The 17,723-nt window shown below is 42.0% G+C and carries 16 protein-coding genes, 2 pseudogenes and 1 riboswitch; of the genes and pseudogenes, 11 read left to right on the forward strand and 7 right to left on the reverse strand.

Going from position 1 to position 17,723, the window contains the following annotated elements:
* Nucleotide 1: 1 nt before the first annotated feature.
* Nucleotides 2–802 carry a bifunctional hydroxymethylpyrimidine kinase/phosphomethylpyrimidine kinase gene (gene thiD / locus JNUCC1_RS02585; RefSeq protein ID WP_156643857.1) on the reverse strand — a complete coding sequence of 267 codons (801 nt, stop codon included), beginning with the start codon at nucleotides 800–802 and terminating at the stop codon, nucleotides 2–4.
* Between the two features lies 1 nt (nucleotide 803).
* Nucleotides 804–1,309, reverse strand: a pseudogene (gene thiW / locus JNUCC1_RS02590) (energy coupling factor transporter S component ThiW).
* Between the two features lie 228 nt (nucleotides 1,310–1,537).
* Nucleotides 1,538–1,647, reverse strand: a riboswitch (TPP riboswitch).
* Nucleotides 1,648–1,784: 137 nt separating this feature from the next.
* On the opposite strand from thiW, the gene JNUCC1_RS02595 reads away from it, so the two are divergent.
* Both JNUCC1_RS02595 and JNUCC1_RS02600 read left to right on the forward strand, forming a co-directional pair.
* On the forward strand, nucleotides 1,785–2,282 hold the full coding sequence (locus JNUCC1_RS02595) for a PH domain-containing protein (RefSeq protein ID WP_156643858.1): 498 nt from the start codon (nucleotides 1,785–1,787) through the stop codon (nucleotides 2,280–2,282).
* Nucleotides 2,279–3,778, forward strand: coding sequence for a PH domain-containing protein (locus tag JNUCC1_RS02600; protein ID WP_156643859.1), 1,500 nt, complete (start codon nucleotides 2,279–2,281; stop codon nucleotides 3,776–3,778). The genes JNUCC1_RS02595 and JNUCC1_RS02600 overlap by 4 nt, the downstream gene beginning before the upstream one ends.
* A gap of 61 nt (nucleotides 3,779–3,839) precedes the next feature.
* Here the strand turns inward: JNUCC1_RS02600 and JNUCC1_RS02605 are convergent, their stop codons facing one another.
* From JNUCC1_RS02605 to JNUCC1_RS02620, 4 genes and pseudogenes are all read right to left on the reverse strand, one after another.
* On the reverse strand, nucleotides 3,840–4,604 hold the full coding sequence (locus JNUCC1_RS02605) for a LamB/YcsF family protein (protein ID WP_156643860.1): 765 nt from the start codon (nucleotides 4,602–4,604) through the stop codon (nucleotides 3,840–3,842).
* 29 nt (nucleotides 4,605–4,633) lie between these two features.
* Nucleotides 4,634–5,580, reverse strand: a pseudogene (locus JNUCC1_RS19435) (biotin-dependent carboxyltransferase family protein).
* Nucleotides 5,577–6,290, reverse strand: coding sequence for a 5-oxoprolinase subunit PxpB (pxpB, locus tag JNUCC1_RS02615; RefSeq protein ID WP_156643861.1), 714 nt, complete (start codon nucleotides 6,288–6,290; stop codon nucleotides 5,577–5,579). Before pxpB ends, JNUCC1_RS19435 begins: the two are co-directional and overlap by 4 nt.
* Before the next feature lie 48 nt (nucleotides 6,291–6,338).
* The gene (locus JNUCC1_RS02620; protein ID WP_156645369.1) at nucleotides 6,339–7,484 is read right to left on the reverse strand and encodes a conserved virulence factor C family protein; all 1,146 of its coding nucleotides are present in this window, start codon (nucleotides 7,482–7,484) and stop codon (nucleotides 6,339–6,341) included.
* Between the two features lie 168 nt (nucleotides 7,485–7,652).
* On the opposite strand from JNUCC1_RS02620, the gene JNUCC1_RS02625 reads away from it, so the two are divergent.
* The 3 genes from JNUCC1_RS02625 (at nucleotide 7,653) to JNUCC1_RS02635 (ending at nucleotide 10,967) form a co-directional block, all read left to right on the forward strand.
* Entirely contained in the window at nucleotides 7,653–8,723 is a 1,071-nt protein-coding gene (locus JNUCC1_RS02625) for an ABC transporter ATP-binding protein (protein ID WP_156643862.1), read from the forward strand.
* Entirely contained in the window at nucleotides 8,716–10,236 is a 1,521-nt protein-coding gene (locus JNUCC1_RS02630) for an ABC transporter permease/substrate-binding protein (protein ID WP_156643863.1), read from the forward strand. Before JNUCC1_RS02625 ends, JNUCC1_RS02630 begins: the two co-directional genes overlap by 8 nt.
* A 161-nt stretch (nucleotides 10,237–10,397) precedes the next feature.
* Complete coding sequence (locus JNUCC1_RS02635; protein WP_156643864.1) at nucleotides 10,398–10,967, forward strand: DUF4352 domain-containing protein; 570 nt, start codon at nucleotides 10,398–10,400, stop codon at nucleotides 10,965–10,967.
* Between the two features lie 66 nt (nucleotides 10,968–11,033).
* On the opposite strand, the gene JNUCC1_RS02640 is transcribed toward JNUCC1_RS02635, so the two are convergent.
* On the reverse strand, nucleotides 11,034–11,969 hold the full coding sequence (locus JNUCC1_RS02640) for a S66 peptidase family protein (protein WP_156643865.1): 936 nt from the start codon (nucleotides 11,967–11,969) through the stop codon (nucleotides 11,034–11,036).
* Between the two features lie 189 nt (nucleotides 11,970–12,158).
* Between JNUCC1_RS02640 and JNUCC1_RS02645 the strand changes: the two genes are divergently transcribed.
* The 6 genes from JNUCC1_RS02645 (at nucleotide 12,159) to JNUCC1_RS02670 (ending at nucleotide 17,658) form a co-directional block, all read left to right on the forward strand.
* Nucleotides 12,159–12,860 (forward strand): LacI family DNA-binding transcriptional regulator, encoded by a 702-nt coding sequence (locus tag JNUCC1_RS02645; protein WP_197431602.1) that lies wholly within the window; start codon nucleotides 12,159–12,161, stop codon nucleotides 12,858–12,860.
* 5 nt (nucleotides 12,861–12,865) lie between these two features.
* On the forward strand, nucleotides 12,866–13,129 hold the full coding sequence (locus tag JNUCC1_RS18910; RefSeq protein ID WP_156643867.1) for a substrate-binding domain-containing protein: 264 nt from the start codon (nucleotides 12,866–12,868) through the stop codon (nucleotides 13,127–13,129).
* Complete coding sequence (gene rbsK / locus JNUCC1_RS02655; protein WP_156643868.1) at nucleotides 13,122–14,006, forward strand: ribokinase; 885 nt, start codon at nucleotides 13,122–13,124, stop codon at nucleotides 14,004–14,006. Before JNUCC1_RS18910 ends, rbsK begins: the two co-directional genes overlap by 8 nt.
* Nucleotides 14,007–14,030: 24 nt before the next feature.
* Nucleotides 14,031–15,275, forward strand: coding sequence for a NupC/NupG family nucleoside CNT transporter (locus JNUCC1_RS02660; RefSeq protein ID WP_156643869.1), 1,245 nt, complete (start codon nucleotides 14,031–14,033; stop codon nucleotides 15,273–15,275).
* Between the two features lie 23 nt (nucleotides 15,276–15,298).
* On the forward strand, nucleotides 15,299–16,246 hold the full coding sequence (locus JNUCC1_RS02665) for a nucleoside hydrolase (protein ID WP_156643870.1): 948 nt from the start codon (nucleotides 15,299–15,301) through the stop codon (nucleotides 16,244–16,246).
* 260 nt (nucleotides 16,247–16,506) lie between these two features.
* Nucleotides 16,507–17,658 (forward strand): hypothetical protein, encoded by a 1,152-nt coding sequence (locus JNUCC1_RS02670; RefSeq protein ID WP_156643871.1) that lies wholly within the window; start codon nucleotides 16,507–16,509, stop codon nucleotides 17,656–17,658.
* The last annotated feature ends 65 nt before the right edge of the window (nucleotides 17,659–17,723 follow it).

Raw genomic sequence — 17,723 nt, forward strand, 5'->3', positions numbered from 1 at the left:
TTTAATCCTCCTTCATTCTCGGTGCCCAGTGGTTGGTAGGACCGCTCCCTTTTCCGATGTCCAGAGAATGTGTGAGTGCCGCCGTTATATAATGTTTGGCCTTTTCCACCGCCTCAATCAGCGGAATTCCCTGACCCATGTAGGCCGTAATTGCCGCGGAAAGTGTACAGCCTGTCCCATGGGTATTATCCGTATTGATTCTAGGGTTACTGAATACATTAAAATCCAGACCATCATACAACACATCAAGTGCCTCTCCTTTAAGATGGCCGCCTTTAACAAGCGCGGCACCGGCACCATAATCATGGACAAGCTCATAGGCTGCTTTTCTCATGTCATCAGTAGTTGTGATGTTTTTACCGGTCAGCACCTCTGCTTCAGGCACATTCGGTGTCACAACAGTCGCGAGCGGCAGCAATTCTTCCCGCAAAAATTCCTGTGCATCCTCATGAATCAGCGGGTGACCACTTGTCGTGACCATGACAGGATCCATAATATAGGGCGCATCAACATGCCTCATTTTATCTTGGAAAACCTGCATAATCTCTCTGTTTTCGAGCATGCCTGTTTTGAACGCATGTACCGGAATATCATCCAAAATCGAATCAAACTGCTGTTTCAAAAAATCAAGTGGAATATCGTGTGTCGCCTGGACACCAGTCGTATTCTGGGAAACCAGTGTCGTGATCACGGACATGCCGTATGTTTTCAATTCCTGAAACGTCTTCAAATCTGCATGGATGCCGGCTCCGCCTGATGGATCCGTGCCGGCTATCGTAAGCACACAAGTCAGATCATTCATCTTAACAACCTCCCTTATTCAATTTGTGCTGAGGGTCCAGCGCAGATACTCGCGAAACAATGAGTACGCCAATGAGCGCTCCTGAGACACTGCTGACTAGAAATGACGGCATGAAAAACAATGCCCCGACGCTCGTTCCCATTAACAGCTTTGAAAATGGCACTGCAAACAACGCACCAATCATACCTGTTCCGACAATTTCACCGAGCACCGCCCAGCCTTTTTTGCCAAAACGACGATACAGAATACCAGCTAAAAATGCTCCAATCATACCTCCCGGAAAAGCCAGCAATGAACCAAGTCCCAGCATATTACGAAGCAGGCCAATCATAAATGCAATCCCAACTGCCGGTCCTGGCCCAGCATCACCGCCGCCATAACATTCACCGCATGCTGTACCGGATAGGCCTTCGCTACCCCAGCAGGAAACCAGAATAACTGAGCTCCAATCGTTCCAATGGCGACAAACACCGCCATCTTTGTCATGAGACGCGTATCTATTTTCATCATATACCCCTTTCCTCACATCACAATCAGGGGGCCTGTATGTTGTTTGCTGACATTATGGGCTAGGTGCTTGGATAGAATCGGATTTTCGTTTGATAGAATGCAATCTTCATTGGATAGAACCGCTTGCTCGTTTGATAGAATGCAGTCTCCCTTGGATAGAACCGGGATTCCTGTTTAAAAACTTAAAAAGCCAGGTCCTAAAATACGGGACCTGGCTTTGTGCACGGATTAGCTACACTACTTCCCTCCGCTGGCATGATCCAGATCAGGTCCATAGAGTCGAAAAGTGAATACCTTTCTCTCAGCCATTACATATGGCACCCCTAGTAGTTTTTGTTTCATGTGATGTAATTGTTAATTTCATCATAACAGATCAATGGAGAGTTGTCATAGTGAAACATTCTTTTGTGTTATTCGTATGAACCTATTATAGTAGAGAAAGAAGTTTAAACACGTTGAAAGGGGAATACATATGTTCGAGCTCCAAGATCCGCAGCAAAAAATTGCGCCTGAGGCAGTCAAAGTGTGGCGAATCAGCAACACACTGACACATATCATCGTCCTGCTCATAGGTGGAGCCCTCGTCACTGCAGGTCATATATTTGATTGGAAAAACTGGATCAACATCATCTTGATTGTACTTCTGGCACTGGATCTCATTATGGCCATATGGGATATTTTTATCGAACCAGTTCTGACCCAACGCTACTGGCGTTATGACATTACCAGTGAATTCATCCAGACCAGACACGGAATATTTAAAATCAATCATACAGTTGCGCCGATGACAAAGGTCCAGTATGTCACAGCAAAAGAAGGACCGCTGCTCAGACGTTATCATCTGCAAACACTTGAAATTGGCACCATGAATACATCCCTTGCCATCCCGGCCTTGTCAAAGGATGAAGCTGTCACGCTCCGTGCTCAAATCGCAGAATTCGCTAAAATTAAGGAAGTGGATGACGCATGATCACACCAACGCGCATGCATCCCATGAAAATCGTCAGCTCCATGATCAAAATCTTAAGAGATAATATCATTTTTATTTTTATATTTTTCATCGTAAACTTCGGACTCGATGTTCCTACTTATATCAATGTTTTCCGGATTTTGTTTCTCCTGTACATTACGGTAAACGTGATTCACAGCATCTTGTCTTGGTGGAAAACCACCTATGAGATTCGGGAAGATACCATCCATATCCGCAGCGGGGTATTTCAAAAGAAACATAACACCATCCCGCTCGCTGAAATACAAAATATTACATGGGAGACACCAGCTTATTTCCGACCGTTCAAAGTAACGTCTATCCGACTGGAAACAAGTGCAGCTTCTGACAGTGCTTCTGTCAACCTTGACGCCATTACAAACGAACAGGCAGAGGCCATTGAAGAACTCGCTACAGATTATAAAGCTGCTCAACCTGAAACAACGGAGACTGAGACACATGAAGCGTCTGATGACTTTGAACAAAAACAAGCATCTTCACCAGAAAAACAGGCGCGAACGGTTCATTTTGTGCCAACCACTAGAGATTTGATCAAAGCATCTTTCTTATCATTCAGCTTTCTCGCCCTGATTCCGCTTATTGCTGTCGGTTATCAGAATTTGGAACGGATTGTAGATATTGATGACAAAGCAATCGGTGTATACAGCTTCTTAACAAGCTCTTGGTTGATCACAGCGATCACTTTAGTGGTCCTTGCAGCTGTTTTTATTGCTTTTGGCGTTGTCAGCACATTTCTTAAATATGGAAAGTATGAAATTGCCTCAGACGATGAACGGATTTTTATACATCGCGGTATCCTTTCGGTAAAGGCTTTTTCTATACGAAAGGCAAATGTTCAAGCGATCCAGGTTAGCCAGACACCTCCCAAAAAACTGCTTCGCCTGGCGGAGGTTAAACTTATCAGCGCCGGAAGTATGGAGGGCGAATCTGAAGATATCAGCACCCTTTATCCATTTCTTCCCGTAAAACGGGCCAGTAGCCTCGTCGCTGAATTATTGCCGCACTTACCGGTACAGGAAGCGACGCAAAAACTGCCCAGACAAGCACTCTGGCCCCGTATGCTGCGCGTTCCTTGGTTTGGCCTCATTGCAGCGGGAGCCTTGTTATGGTTTAAGATTGAGTGGTGGTCTGTGCTTATACCGTTTTTCTTTTTCATTTACCTGAGTCGTTACTTCAACTATCGCAATACAAGATATGTATGGGACGAAACAGGCATTCATTTTAAAAACGGCGGCATCTGGACCCAGCATTTTGTCACCAACCGTAAGAAAATAATTGAAATCGAAATATCCCAAAGTTTGCTGCAGCGCAGGCTCGGACTCGCTACCATCACCACTGTCAATCGTGTCAAACCCGTTCATCACGAACAGCTTGAAGACCTTCCGCTGACAGCAGCCCAAGATTTCAAACAGTGGTATAGTAAGAGATTTATGGAAAAGGAAATTTATGTGGAGTAATCCTTATAAGCAAGAAGGAAGCATCCTTTAGCAGGTGCTTCCTTCTTGCTTAATTAATAAATTATTTATCAAACCGGACCTCGATTTGATTCGCTGCAAGTTTTTCCTTGATCACTTTTATCATATGGACGGCAGTCGGTGTATCACCATGTACGCAAATTGTTTCACCGCTAATATCAATTTCATCACCCGATATAGTCGTGATTTGCTCATCCAAAACCATACGCAGGACCTGATCTGCAGCAACTTCAGGTTCTGTAATCACCGCCCCATGTTCAGTTCTCGGAACAAGGGACAGGTCATTTTGATAAGATCTGTCAGCAAAAAGTTCGAGCACAACAGGCTGTTCTTTCTCCACTGCTACCCGTTCAAGTTCAGAATGAGGTTTTACGAAAATAGGCAGTTCCGGGTTTAGCGCGTGTACAGCTTCAACAATACTTGAAGCGATCGTTTCACTTTTGTCTGCCATGTTATTTAAATTTCCATGCGGCTTTACGTGCTGCAGCTTTACATTGTGTTTTTGACAAAATGCATCCAATGCGCCAATTTGATAGATTATGATGTTCGTCAGGGTCTCTTGTGGAATATCCATATTCCAACGGCCGAACCCGAGACGGTCAGGATAACTCGGATGTGCCCCAACTCCGACATTAAATTCTTTAGCCATCGCTACGGTCTTGTCCATGACATCTGGGTCTCCACCATGGAAACCGCAAGCAACGTTGATTGAAGACACCAATTGAATAACTTCTTCATCATGCCCCATCTTATAAACTCCAAAGCTTTCTCCAAGATCACAATTTAAATCGATCTGCTTTCTGCTCATTACGACCTTCCTTTCAGTGCTTTGCAGAATTATGCAAGTGTGAGACAATGAAACATCCCTTCCTGCCTGGTGTAAGAGTCATGTGCCTCTTGCAAACTGACTTCTTCAAATCTGATGTAATCGCCGGGTTTTAATTGGGCAATTAAGGGCAAGTCAACGGCGATCACCCCTGCAATCTTAGTATAGCCGCCCACGCTCGATCGCCCAACCTGAAACAGAATAGGCAGGCCATTTTCAGGAACCTGAACTGCGCCCCAGAACATGCCCTCAGAGGCAATGTCTGCGCCGCTTTTATGATGAATCTCAGGACCTTCCAGACGGCATGCCATACGGTCCGATTGTGGAGAGACGGTATACCAAGAATTTAAGAAAGTAGCCAATCCATCATTTGTAAAGGCATTTGATTGAGGTCCTAATACAACTCGGGCAGACACCTGAGTTGAATAAACAGGAATTAAATCACTCGGTACACGTCTTCCGGATATTTTCTTTGATGTATACGTGTGAGATTTGACCAAGATCACATCGTTTTTTTTCACCGGTCTGCCAGAAATACCGCCTAAATCGCTTACTGTATCTGTTGATTTGCTGCCGAATATTTCGGGAACATCAATGCCCCATGTACTGCGAGATATACCCGGCAGCCTGAAGGTCCGCCTTTGAGACGAATCATATCACCCTTTTTCACAGTAATAGATCGCCACATTTCTATACGCTCATTGTTAATAGTCGGAGTCAAATCACCCCCTGTAAAGGCAATTACACCAGGGTTAAGCACCTCCAGCTGTAATCCCATCAGGGTTATTTCTAACGTTGCTTCATTCTGATGATTACTAACAAGGATATTAGCCATGCGATGGGCATATGGATCGGCTGCACCTGATACAGGCATTCCATATTTCTGATACCCATGCCGTCCCAAATCCTGTACCGTAGTTAACACTCCAGGATTGATTACTTTAAACATACGTCTCATCCTTTATAAGATTCAATGTCCGGACTTTTTTGCTCAGTAGTGATCGTTTCGTATTCTTGCTGATCAACCGCTTTAAATTTGATCTGGTCTCCCGGGTTCAGCAAAAAAGGTTCCTTCTCTTCTGGCGCATATAACCTCAGTGGGGTATGGCCTATGATTTGCCATCCACCCGGGCTCTCTACAGGATAGATGCCAGTCTGATCATGTGCAATCCCCACACTCCCGGCCTGAATCTTGGCTCTTGGTTCAGCTAATCTTGGCGTTGCTATTTGGTCTGACATGCCTCCAAGGAAAGGAAAACCGGGGGAGAATCCCAAAAAGTATACCGTATACAATGGAGCTGTATGAATCTCAATGACTTGTTCAGCTGTTAATTTATTTTTATTAGCAACTGTCTCCAAGTCTGGTCCCTGTTCCCCGCCATATAAAACCGGAATTTCAATCGTCCTTGGTTCTTCTTGCATGCTCTCATCTAACTGGTATACGTAATATTCAACTGTTTCTTGCAATCTATCAAAAGAGATCAACAGTGGATCATAATGAATCAACACTGTTTTATAGCCGATGATCGTCTCACCGATTCCCCGAATATCGCTTGTTTCAAGTTGATATGATAAATGTCTCACCTTCTGATTGAGACTCAGAGATATTGCGCCGGAAAACTCTATCAGTATCGCCTGATCTCCAGCAATCTTCAGCTCATACGTCATACGTACCGCTCTCCTTGATTATAAGGATTATATTATCTATTTTTTATGTTATTTCCCCTTCGTCACATCGGCCATCTGCTGCCAAATGGATCCTTCAGCTGCTTGACCGTCTTCAATTCGGGCAAGGGCCATTTTTGCCTGCATGCGGACTTCAAACTCAAGGTCATTTAAAGCTTTTTGCAATGCCGGGAGCGCCGACTCGTCACCTGTTTCGTATAAGAACATGGCAGCTCGCCAGCGGACAAGTCTGTTTGGATCTGACAGCGATTCGATCATTTGTGGTATGGCTTCTTTAAATCCAAGGTCTGACAGACAATCTCCTGCAGTACGGCGCACATTCACAGCACTGTCTTTCATCGCTTTATACAAATATGGCAGGACGTCTGGCTCTTCAATCATACCAAGTAGTGCGGTAGCAAGCCGGCGTACAGACGCTTTTTCGTCATCAAGTGCTTTGTCAAGCACTGCTAGATCTGCCACTGAAGGTTCGATCAACTGGTCCAGCGCTGCATAGCGATCTTTCCAGTCAGGCTGATCTAGCATCTCTGGTGTCACATATACAGTTTTATGTTCCTGGGGTGATTCAATTGGCTCTTTTCCTGCTAATATCGTTTCTGCAAGGTCGTTTAGACGGTCTTCATTATATGTAGCGCATATCTCTTCCACAACCTCTTCCCCAATCTCATCCATATTGCCGTATCTGGGGTCTTGTTCTGTCCATTTGCGCTCCATCAGCATATTATCAGCTGCCGCTGATGCTTTCATAACAGCGTTGGTAAAGCGTTCAGGCAAGCCGTAACGCCGTTCTTCATTTCCATCCTCAAGCTTAACCTGCATTGGGATGGTTCGGAATGTTTGTATAAACACATCCACCCCGCCAAAATGATGATCCGAACCTGGATGCGCCGCTAAAAAGTCTTCTGTCAGCTCACCGGCAGTACCAAGGTAATCACGCACTTGGGGCAATATATCCTCCCAGCGCACTTTAGGATGCCGTTGAATCGTGATGAAATCAAAGACATGATACAACCCCTTTACACCTTCAATTGACATCAGCTGTTGAATATAATCAGGGGCATTCGAAAGGTCATCTTTCGCCTGAAAGTTTCTCGTATCACCATCAGCCAGCGTTTCATCCATATTAACCTTCATGGAATGTGGACTAGGTGTTGGCTCAATCGAAACGATCTTCATCATACCGCACTCCTTTAAAAATGTTGTTAAGAACAATTTTAACAAAGTAGAAGCCATCAAGCCAGACAACAGGCCCCGACTGACACATGGGGTTTGAAAGGTTTACCCTTCTTTTAAGAGGGTATTTATAATTACTGAACATTATTTCGACATAAAGGAATGTTGCTTATGATTGAATTTAAAAACGTATCTAAAACATTCTCCGATGGAACGGAAGCCGTTAGCGATATTTCGTTTAAAGTGAATAAAGGTGAACTATTGACGTTGATCGGTCCGAGTGGCTGTGGTAAAACAACGACCATGAAGATGATTAATCGCCTGATTGAACCGACAGCTGGAGATATTTACATACAAGATAAAAAAGTTAAAACGTTTAACGTTCATGAGCTGCGTTGGAACATTGGCTACGTGCTGCAGGAAATTGCCCTTTTTCCTCATTTAACTGTAGCCGAAAACATTGCTGTGGTTCCTGAGATGAAAAAGTGGAAGAAAAATGATATTTCCAAACGGACCAAGGAATTGCTGAACATGGTAGGGCTTGATGCTGATACATATGCCCGGAAAATGCCAAGTGAGCTTTCTGGTGGTGAACAACAGCGCGTTGGGGTAATTAGGGCGCTTGCGGCTGACCCAGACATTATTTTAATGGACGAGCCTTTCAGTGCACTTGACCCCATCAGCCGCGAGCAACTGCAGCAGGACATACGTGAGCTGCAAACCAAGATTCACAAAACGATCGTATTTGTAACGCATGATATTGACGAAGCCCTCGCACTCGGGGACCGGGTTTGCCTGATGCAAGAAGGTTCAATCGTTCAAATTGATGAACCACAAATCCTTGTCACGCACCCGGCTAATGAATTTGTAGATCATTTTATCGGTTCACGGAAATCCCCGTGGCAAAGTGCAGTCGATGTTATTGCAGATACCAGTGGAAAGCGTGTTGTATTGGAAAAAGATTTGGGCACGAATGACACTTACCAGAGCGGTGTCTGGGTAGTTGTTGACGATTCGAACACGTTCAAGCATGTTCGTGCAGATGGAACAGAAGTCGATATAGAACCTATTACCAATTATATGCCACTCGAAAAAGCAGCTCATATTGTCGAAGCGAATGCATACGACCTTGTTCCTGTCACCAAAAAGGGGCGTCTTGTCGGAACCCTCTCTAACAGAGATATCGTCCGTTTCCTCCAAGCTCATGCTAACCAAGGAAATGGGGTGACAGCCATTGGCTGATTTTATTTCTGTTTTTCAAAATCGTAAAGATGTATTCTGGGAAGCCATTTGGGAGCATTTGCAGATATCACTCGTATCCCTCGTGATCGCGATTATAATTGCTGTACCAATTGCACTGTGGCTCACCCGGCACCCAAAAGCAGCAGAGCCGATCATTGGCACATCAGCGATTCTTCAGACCATTCCAAGTCTGGCTGTTCTGGCGTTTTTGATACCTTTTTTTGGTATCGGCAAGATCCCGGCAGTGATCGCTTTAACACTTTATGGTCTGTTGCCGATCATGCGCAATACGTATACTGGAGTGCAAGAGGTGCCAGCACCACTAAAAGAAGCGGCCACCGGGATGGGGATGTCTTCTTTTAAACGCCTGACCAAAGTGGAATTGCCCATCGCAATGCCTACCATTATGGCAGGTATCCGTACATCTATGGTACTCATTGTCGGCACTACGACCATTGCAGCTTTGATTGGAGCAGGCGGCCTCGGTAAAATCATCCTGCTCGGACTGGATCGTGGAGCAGACATTAACCTGATTTTGCTGGGTGCGATCCCGGCAGCACTGTTGGCCATTGCACTCGATTATGTGCTGAGAGTATTTGAGTATTTCTCCAAGAAGGCCGGGTTTAAATCCCTGATTGCTATGCTGGTGATTGTGGTCCTTGTACTTGTGGCCCCGTTTATCATTAATGGCGGTAAAAAGGAAGAACTCACAATCGGAGCAAAACTGGGATCAGAGCCCGCAATATTGATTAATATGTACAAATTACTCATTGAAGACGAAATGGATGTCAATGTCAAACTGGAACCTGGTCTCGGAAAAACGGCTTTCGTGTTTGAGGCCCTGGAGCAAGGAAGCATTGACATCTATCCGGAATTTACCGGAACTGCAATCGTAACCCATATGGAAGAAGAAGCTGCCAGTAATGATGCTGGCAAAGTATACGAACAGGCGCGGAAAGGTATGAAAGAGCAATTCAATATGGCCTTTCTCGAACCGATGTCCTTCAACAACACCTACACCGTTTCAGTCAAAGAAAGTTATGCCGAAGAACACGGTCTTGAAACCATTGGTGATTTGAAAAAAGTAGAGGACGAAGCGACCGCTGGCTTTACACTGGAATTCAACGATCGACAAGACGGCTATCAGGGAATGAAAGAATTATACAACCTTGACCTTAACGTCAAAACAATGGAGCCGGGGATCCGCCAAAAGGCGATAGCACGTGATGAGGTTCAGATGATTGACGCTTATGCAACAGACAGCTATATGATTGATCTCGGTCTCGTGGCCCTTGATGATCCTAAAAACCTCTTTCCGCCCTACCAAGGCGCACCACTTCTCCGGGAAGAAACACTAGAAAAATATCCTGAACTGGAAGAGATTCTTAATCAGCTCGGCGGTAAAATCAATGATGATCAGATGCGCAAGATGAATTATCAGGTTGATTTTGAAGACCGATCGCCTCATGAAGTTGCTGAAGAATTTCTTAAAGACGAGGGGTTACTGGAATAAATGGCTGCATTTCATGCCGGTACAGATCAACATTGTTCTGTACCGGTTTTATATGTCTGGCATCCTTTCTAAATCAAATAAAATTCCCAGATTCAGAAGTTCATTTTTTTGTATACCCTTATTGTTACAATTGAGCTATAACAAATAAGGGGGAATTAGGAATGAAGAAAATGTATGGTTTAATGGCTTTGGCCATGGTATTTATGATGTTGTTTCTTGGAGCATGCGGTGAAAGTGATATTGAGAAAGATGTCAGCGCGGCAAACAATGAAGAAGGGTCAAACAGCAACAATGCAGCAAAAAACGGCGATACTGAAGACGATTCGGACAGCACTGAATCGTTAAATGTAGGTGAAGCCGTTAACTTTAATGGTGTTAAAATCACCCTAAACGAAGCCCGCATCGAGCCAGGTGGTGAATTTGACACACCTGAAAATGATCAATTCATCGTCGTTAATCTGACCGCTGAAAATAATTCAGACGAAGAGGCTACTATGAGTTCAATCATGAATGTTGAACTCTATGATGACGAAGGCTACAGCTATTCAACAACCATTTTAACGGAAGGAACCAAGGGACAATTCGACGGTGCCATTCCAGCCGGCAAAAAACTCCGTGGTGAGATTCCCTTCGATGTTCCTGAAGCAGAATCTTATGAACTGCACTTCAGTGACCCGTTTCAAAGCGGAAAAGCCATTTGGGTGATCAATTCGGAAGATCTGGCACAATAAAGCTATGGATCAAAAAAACCGTTCCTCTTACAGGAGCGGTTTTTTGGTGTTATTTTCACCTTCCTCTCACCCTTCTTCCACTAGGCTGACAGTCGGTTCAAGCACTGTCAACCGAACATTAACTGTATCCAAATTCGCAACAGCTCCAATTGGAATAGCTGCCTTATAATAACTGTGGCCGGCAGTAACATTGATGAGCAGCGGTTTTCCGAGTGGGGTTAATACTTGATCAATAAGTTCCTCATAATTTTGACCATACGAATTCGGGCAATTAGTACACTGTCCCATAACAATCCCGATACAATCGTCAAACTTTCCAGCCAAAATCAGTTCGTTCAAATACCGATAAACGGTGTTAATCGGCTCATTAGTTTCTTCCAGGAATAAAATTTTTCCAGTTGTATCGATCTCATAAGGGGTTCCCAGCAGTCCCATAAAAGATGTAAGATTCCCGCCAACGAGTGGGCCTGTCACATTGCCAGGTACCTTTCCCACCTGCATAATGCCATTAGCATTTTCAATCACTCGCGGAGCCGCTGTTCTCGATGTTGCCGTGAAAAATTGATTATAATTATAAGCAGGCGTGTACGGCGTGAAATTAATCAAAAGCAAACTATGAAACGTGATGAGGTCACCGAACTGTGCCAGTACGTTCAGGAGACTTGTGACATCACTATATCCGGAAACAATTTTCGGGTGCCTGCGTATGACCGAAAAATCGAGATATGGAAAAATCCCTGACACACCGACTCCGCCTCGAACAGGGAGAATCATTTTTACCTGATCATTCATAAACATATCCATCAAATCTGCTGCCCGCTCTTGATCCGTCCCAGCTAAGAAACCATTATAATCATATACATGCTGTCCAACAACAACCTGAAATCCCATCCCCTGCAATATTTGAATACGAGCATTGATCGTCGCCGCATCTAACGGACTTCCAAGCGTCACAATTCCCACCGTATCACCCGGTTGAAGAATCGGAGGCCTATTCGCCATCCTCACGCCCCCTTTCAAAACACGTATTTCTAACCACTGTTAGCCTATTCGGCTGAAAAAGATATGTGCTTGATAAATAGAAAACGGATTCATTTTTGTGTTGACACAATATAAAATTCATTATACTATGTGTGTAACCGGTAACACATATAAAAAATGGAGGTTATATTTTTGACAACTATTAAGGAGGTGGCTAAAGAAGCTGGGGTGTCTGTCGGCACTGTATCACGTGCTCTTAACAACAGCGGTTACGTTAGCGCCATAAGTCGGGAAAGAATTGATAAAGCAATTGCCAAATTAAATTACCAACCAAATATGATTGCGCGAACTCTATTTCATAAAAAATCAAATGTGATTGGGCTAGTCGTTCCAGATATAACCAATCCCTTTTTTCCAGAAATGACACGTGCCATTGAAGATGTTGCTTCTGAACTCGGTTACACCGTTTTACTTTGCAATTCAGATGGAAGCGCGGAAAAAGAAAAACAATATTTAAATATGTTCAAACAAAATTATGTTGATGGAGCTATTTTAGCTACACACCCAAAAACACCAGAATCATGGCTTGAAGCCAATTTTCCAGTCATTGCAATTGACCGTGCCGACCAGAAACGCTTTCCTTCTGTTACAGTGAATAACGTGGAAGGCGCAAAAACAGCAGTGCAACATTTGTACAATTCAGGCTCCAGCCAAATTGCCCTCATAAAAGGATCGAATACTGCCATACCTTTTCTTGAAAGATATCAGGGTTACTTTGAAGAAATGAATAACCTAAATCTTGAACCTATTATATTTGAAACAGGAAATGAATTGAAAATTCTTGAGAATAAAGCACATCAATTTTTTAAACGGTACCCAGAAGTTGATGCTCTTTTTGTAGCAACGATGTAATTGCCATGGCTTTTCTAAAAACAGCTTTAAAATTAAATAAATCTATTCCAAATGATTTGCAACTCGTTGGGTTTGATGGCATTGAACTTGGTAGAATGGTATACCCTGAATTAACGACTATCGCTCAACCTGTGTATCAAATTGGTCAAAAGGCAAGTCGATTGCTTCTTCAGTTAATTAATAAAGAAAAAGTCAAACAAATTCATATCCAGCTTCCCACAGAATTGGTATATGGAAGCACTACACGAAAGGAGGATTTTCATGAATAGACCCATTATTAGTGTTGTAGGAAGTATAAACGTTGATTTAGTCGTACAAACAAATCGCCCTCCAGAAGTTGGAGAAACAATAGCTGGACAGGCTTTTTACACTATGCATGGTGGTAAAGGGGCCAATCAAGCTGTTGCGGCCGCTAGACTTGGTGCTCATACAAATATGATTGGGAGAGTTGGTTCCGATAATTTTGCTGCAGATATTGTTAAATCCCTGAACTCCGAAAACATTTTTTTAAGCGGTGTGGAACCGGTTACAGACGAGAGCACTGGTGTTGCTTCTATAGTGCTAAGTAATAGTGACAACCAAATTATTATCGTACCAGGGGCTAATAAAGACTTAACACCAAGTTATCTAGGGGCACATGAAACTTTATTACTAGAAAGTGATGTAATTATTACACAACTTGAAACGCCAATTGAAACAACCACGGCTTTAAGTGAATTTTGTATGAAGCACGAAAAGAAGTTAATTGTTAACCCGGCTCCAGCCCAACCTTTAAACGAAACAATTTTAAAGGGGGCCACCTTTTTAACACCGAATGCTATTGAGCTTAAACAATTAATATCAAGCCATCACAATTTCATGCAAAAGTATGCGCACAAACTTATTGTCACTGAAGGAAAAGAGGGTTGTTATTTTTACGAAAATAACACCAAAATCAAAGTACCGAGTTTTAAAGTTGAAGCTCTTGATACAACCGGGGCGGGAGACTGTTTTAATGGCGCTTTAGCATACCAAATAGCTGTTGGAAGTAAATTACAACAAGCGTGTTTATTTGCAAATGCTGCAGCTGCACTGGCAGTGCAAACATTAGGTGCTCAACCTGGTATGCCAACTAAAGAAGCTGTTGATGAGTATTTAAAAAATTAAAATACAAGTAAGGGGTGAAAAGTTATGATATCTATTTTGTGGGGTTTGATGGGATGTGCAATTTTAATTGGAATTACGTATATTCTTTCGGAAAATAAAAAAGCAATCAGCTTCCGTACGATAGCTATCGGCTTTATTTTACAGGTTATACTTGGGTTTATTGTATTTAAATGGAGTATCGGCATCGCATTTATTGAGGTCATTTCTAACGGGGTAGATGCCGTTATGCAATCAGGTCAAGAAGGCTTAAAGTTTGTTTTTGGTGATTTAGCTGATAAAGAAGGTCCCGTTGGCTCTATTTTTGTAATCAATGTTTTAACAATTATGGTATTTCTCACAGCTCTGATTGCATTATTATATCACTTTAAAATTATGCAATTTTTTGTTCGCGTCGTGGGTGGGTTTATTTCTAAATTTATGAAAACGGGCTATGTGGAATCGACCAACGCCGTCACGAATATGTTTCTGGGTATGACACAATCAGCCATATCCGTAAAACCATATATCAATCATGTTTCACGATCGCAGGTATTTGCCATTATGGTTGGTGGACTTGCTTCAGTGTCAGGTGCTGTTTTATTTGGACTTGTAGCACTCGGTATACCAATTGATTATCTGCTGTCAGCCGCAATTATGTCAGCCCCTGCAGGTCTAATGATGGCTAAGCTTCTCATTCCTGAAACAGATGAATTAAATGATTCCGAGTGGCGGAATGTGGATACATTCACACCAACCGGTGGTGAAGATGGGGAAAAATCAACATTCATGGATGCTATAATTGAAGGTTCTCGTGATGGAGTCAGTCTTACTGTCAACGCAGCAATGATTCTTATTACGATTATTGGGCTTGTGGCTTTGATTGATACAATACTTGGCGGTGTAGGATCAATTTTTGGCCTGGGAGATATCTCTTTAAAGATGATTTTTGGGTATATCTTCTCTCCTTTTGCTTTTATAATTGGAATCCCTTGGAATGAAGCATTTATGGCTGGAGGTCTCCTTGGGGAAAAAATCATTTTAAATGAATTCGTCGCTTTCACTTCATTCTCTGATATGATTGGACAGTTTTCTGACAAGTCAGCTGCAATTATGACATTTGCTCTGGCTGGCTTTGCAAACGTAGGCTCAATAGGTATTATTCTTGGCATTATGATTGGTATAGCCCCAAAAAGAAAACATGAAATACAGGGGCTCGCTTTCAAATCCTTAATGGTTGCCACATTTGCTAACTTACTTAATGGAGCAATCGTAGGTATGTTCTTCTTTTAAATATAATAAAAGGTGGTAGTGATATGACTAAATTAAATAATAAAGTCATCCTGGATGTTGATACAGGAGTAGACGATGCATTATCGATTATTTATGGTGTTGAAAGCAAGCAAATAGACCTGTTGGGAATTACAACCGTTAGTGGCAATGTTCCTGTTGAAATGGTTATTCCGAACACAAGGAAAGTATTAAAGCTCATTGGTTGTGAGGAGATCTCTGTTTTTCCTGGCGCGAGCCGTCCCCTTCTCCGTGAGCCAGAATATGAGTACCGAGTCCATGGAACAGATGGTATAGGAAATTCACTTGATGATGTTCAGTTGGAACCTCATCAAGAGACCCAGTTTGCTCCGGACTTTATTATAGAGAAAGCTAGAGAATTTCAAGGTAACCTGTCATTAATCATGGTTGGACCTGTAACCAACTTAGCACTCGCACTTAGAAAAGAGCCAAAAATAGCTGAATGGATAGATGAAGTCATTATTATGGGCGGACTTATCTCAAAAGCTGGTAGAGGGAATAAACTCCCAACATCAGAATTCAATATTTATGCTGATCCAGATTCTGCCCGTATCGTATTCCACTCTGGCATAGAGATTACGCTTGTGAGCTTGGATGTAACAACCCAGACCTATATGACACAAGAAAATATAGAACAACTTAAAGGAACCAAATATTATGATTTTGTATTAAATAGTACAAAAGTGTATAGAGAATTCAGTGAGAAATTATATGGAAAAAACGGGTGCGCTCTTCATGATCCACTTACAATAGGATATTTTCTAGATCGTTCTTACCTTGAAACCGAAAAATTTTATGTCGACATAGAAACCATCAGTCCATTAAGTTATGGACAAACAATTTGCGACTTTCGCAATATCTTAAAGAAAAAACCCAATGTTAATATCTGTAACGCAGTTGATGGTGAGCGTTTTGTAAATGACTTTCTTAAGGTTATAAAAAATGCAAAGTAATTGAAGATGATCAAAAGAAGAGGCTGAGAAAACCTTAGCCTCTTCTTTAATGAAAAGAGGTGTTATCCATGTGGCGCAATTACTTTTATATTTTATATGGCGGATTATTCATTCTTTTTTTATTCAGTTTAATCGTGGATTCATCCGTGCTCCACTTTATTATAAGCTGGATAGCATTCTTGACTTTTTTTATATCATGGTTTTTCGCTACGAATCTATTTAAAATAATGAGCAGTTTGTTTTTTATAGTCGGCGTCATTATGAATCTAATATCAGGAGCAGATTGGTACTCCATCCCATCTCAAATGCTATCCTCCTTCCCAATGCTTCTATTCTTAAGTATGCTACCTTGGATAGCAAGCGCTTTTACCATAGGAGAATATGACAGGTCAATTGGTGAATTTATTCACTCACCTGATAATAAACTCTCCAGCATTTACGGAAAAAGTGTTACTGCAACCTATAGTCTGTTGGTATTTATAAATATTTCAGCAATTTATATTGCACAAACCATTTTACTGCAGAAAATTAAAGAAGTAAGCAAGCCTAAACGAAACGCTTTTATTGTTAAAACAACGTTAAGAACCTTTTCACTTGCTGCCATTTGGAGCCCGATGGAGATAATAGTTGGTATTACAATCAGTGAAACCGGGGTTAGTTTTTTAACTTATTTACCCTACTTGCTTGGAATTTCACTGTTTCTGACGATTGTGGATTTGTTTTTGAATCGCAAAGAGTTTTCTAGAGAGTTTATTCTACCCACAGAACCGACTGGGGCAAATCTATACAAGACACTTGGAAAATTAAGTGTGGTTCTAAGTTTGTTTTTCTTAACCATCATTTCACTCAATCATTTTTATAAAGGAGATTTTATTTTAATTGTCTCCATAACAATTCTACCTTTCTCCTTAATTTGGTCTTTTTTTGAAAAACGCATTATGACATTCATATCATTTGGTTGGAAGAGCTGGAAGTCTTATAACAACCAGTTACAAAATTTCACTGTTTTATTCTTGTCTCTTGGCATATTTTCGACAGGGTTTAACCACACGCACATCCCGGACTTATTACAAGCAACACTTGAAGGAATGGGAAATTATTATGTGTTAATATTTATATTCGTTACTTTAATATACTTCTTTATGGCTATGATTGGTGTTCATCCCATTGCAACAATAGCTATACTTATTGAGGTGCTCAGACCTTTATTTGATCTGATTAATCCATTAGCGATTGGAATTGTATTAATAGTTTCCGCATTAGCAACTTCCGCTTCAGCACCATACGGGATTAATGCAACACTAACTGCTCAGCATCTCGGTATTTCGCCTTACTATATCACAAAAACCAATATTTCATTCTCCATAATGATGAGTGCTGTCGGTATTATCATTGCTCTACTACTCATTTAAATTTAAAATAAAACACATCGTTCAAAATATCTTAGGTAAGATTGAACGGTGTGTTTTTTATCATA

This window comes from Lentibacillus sp. JNUCC-1, from assembly GCF_009741735.1.
Taxonomy (GTDB): Bacteria; Bacillota; Bacilli; order Bacillales; family Amphibacillaceae; genus Lentibacillus_B.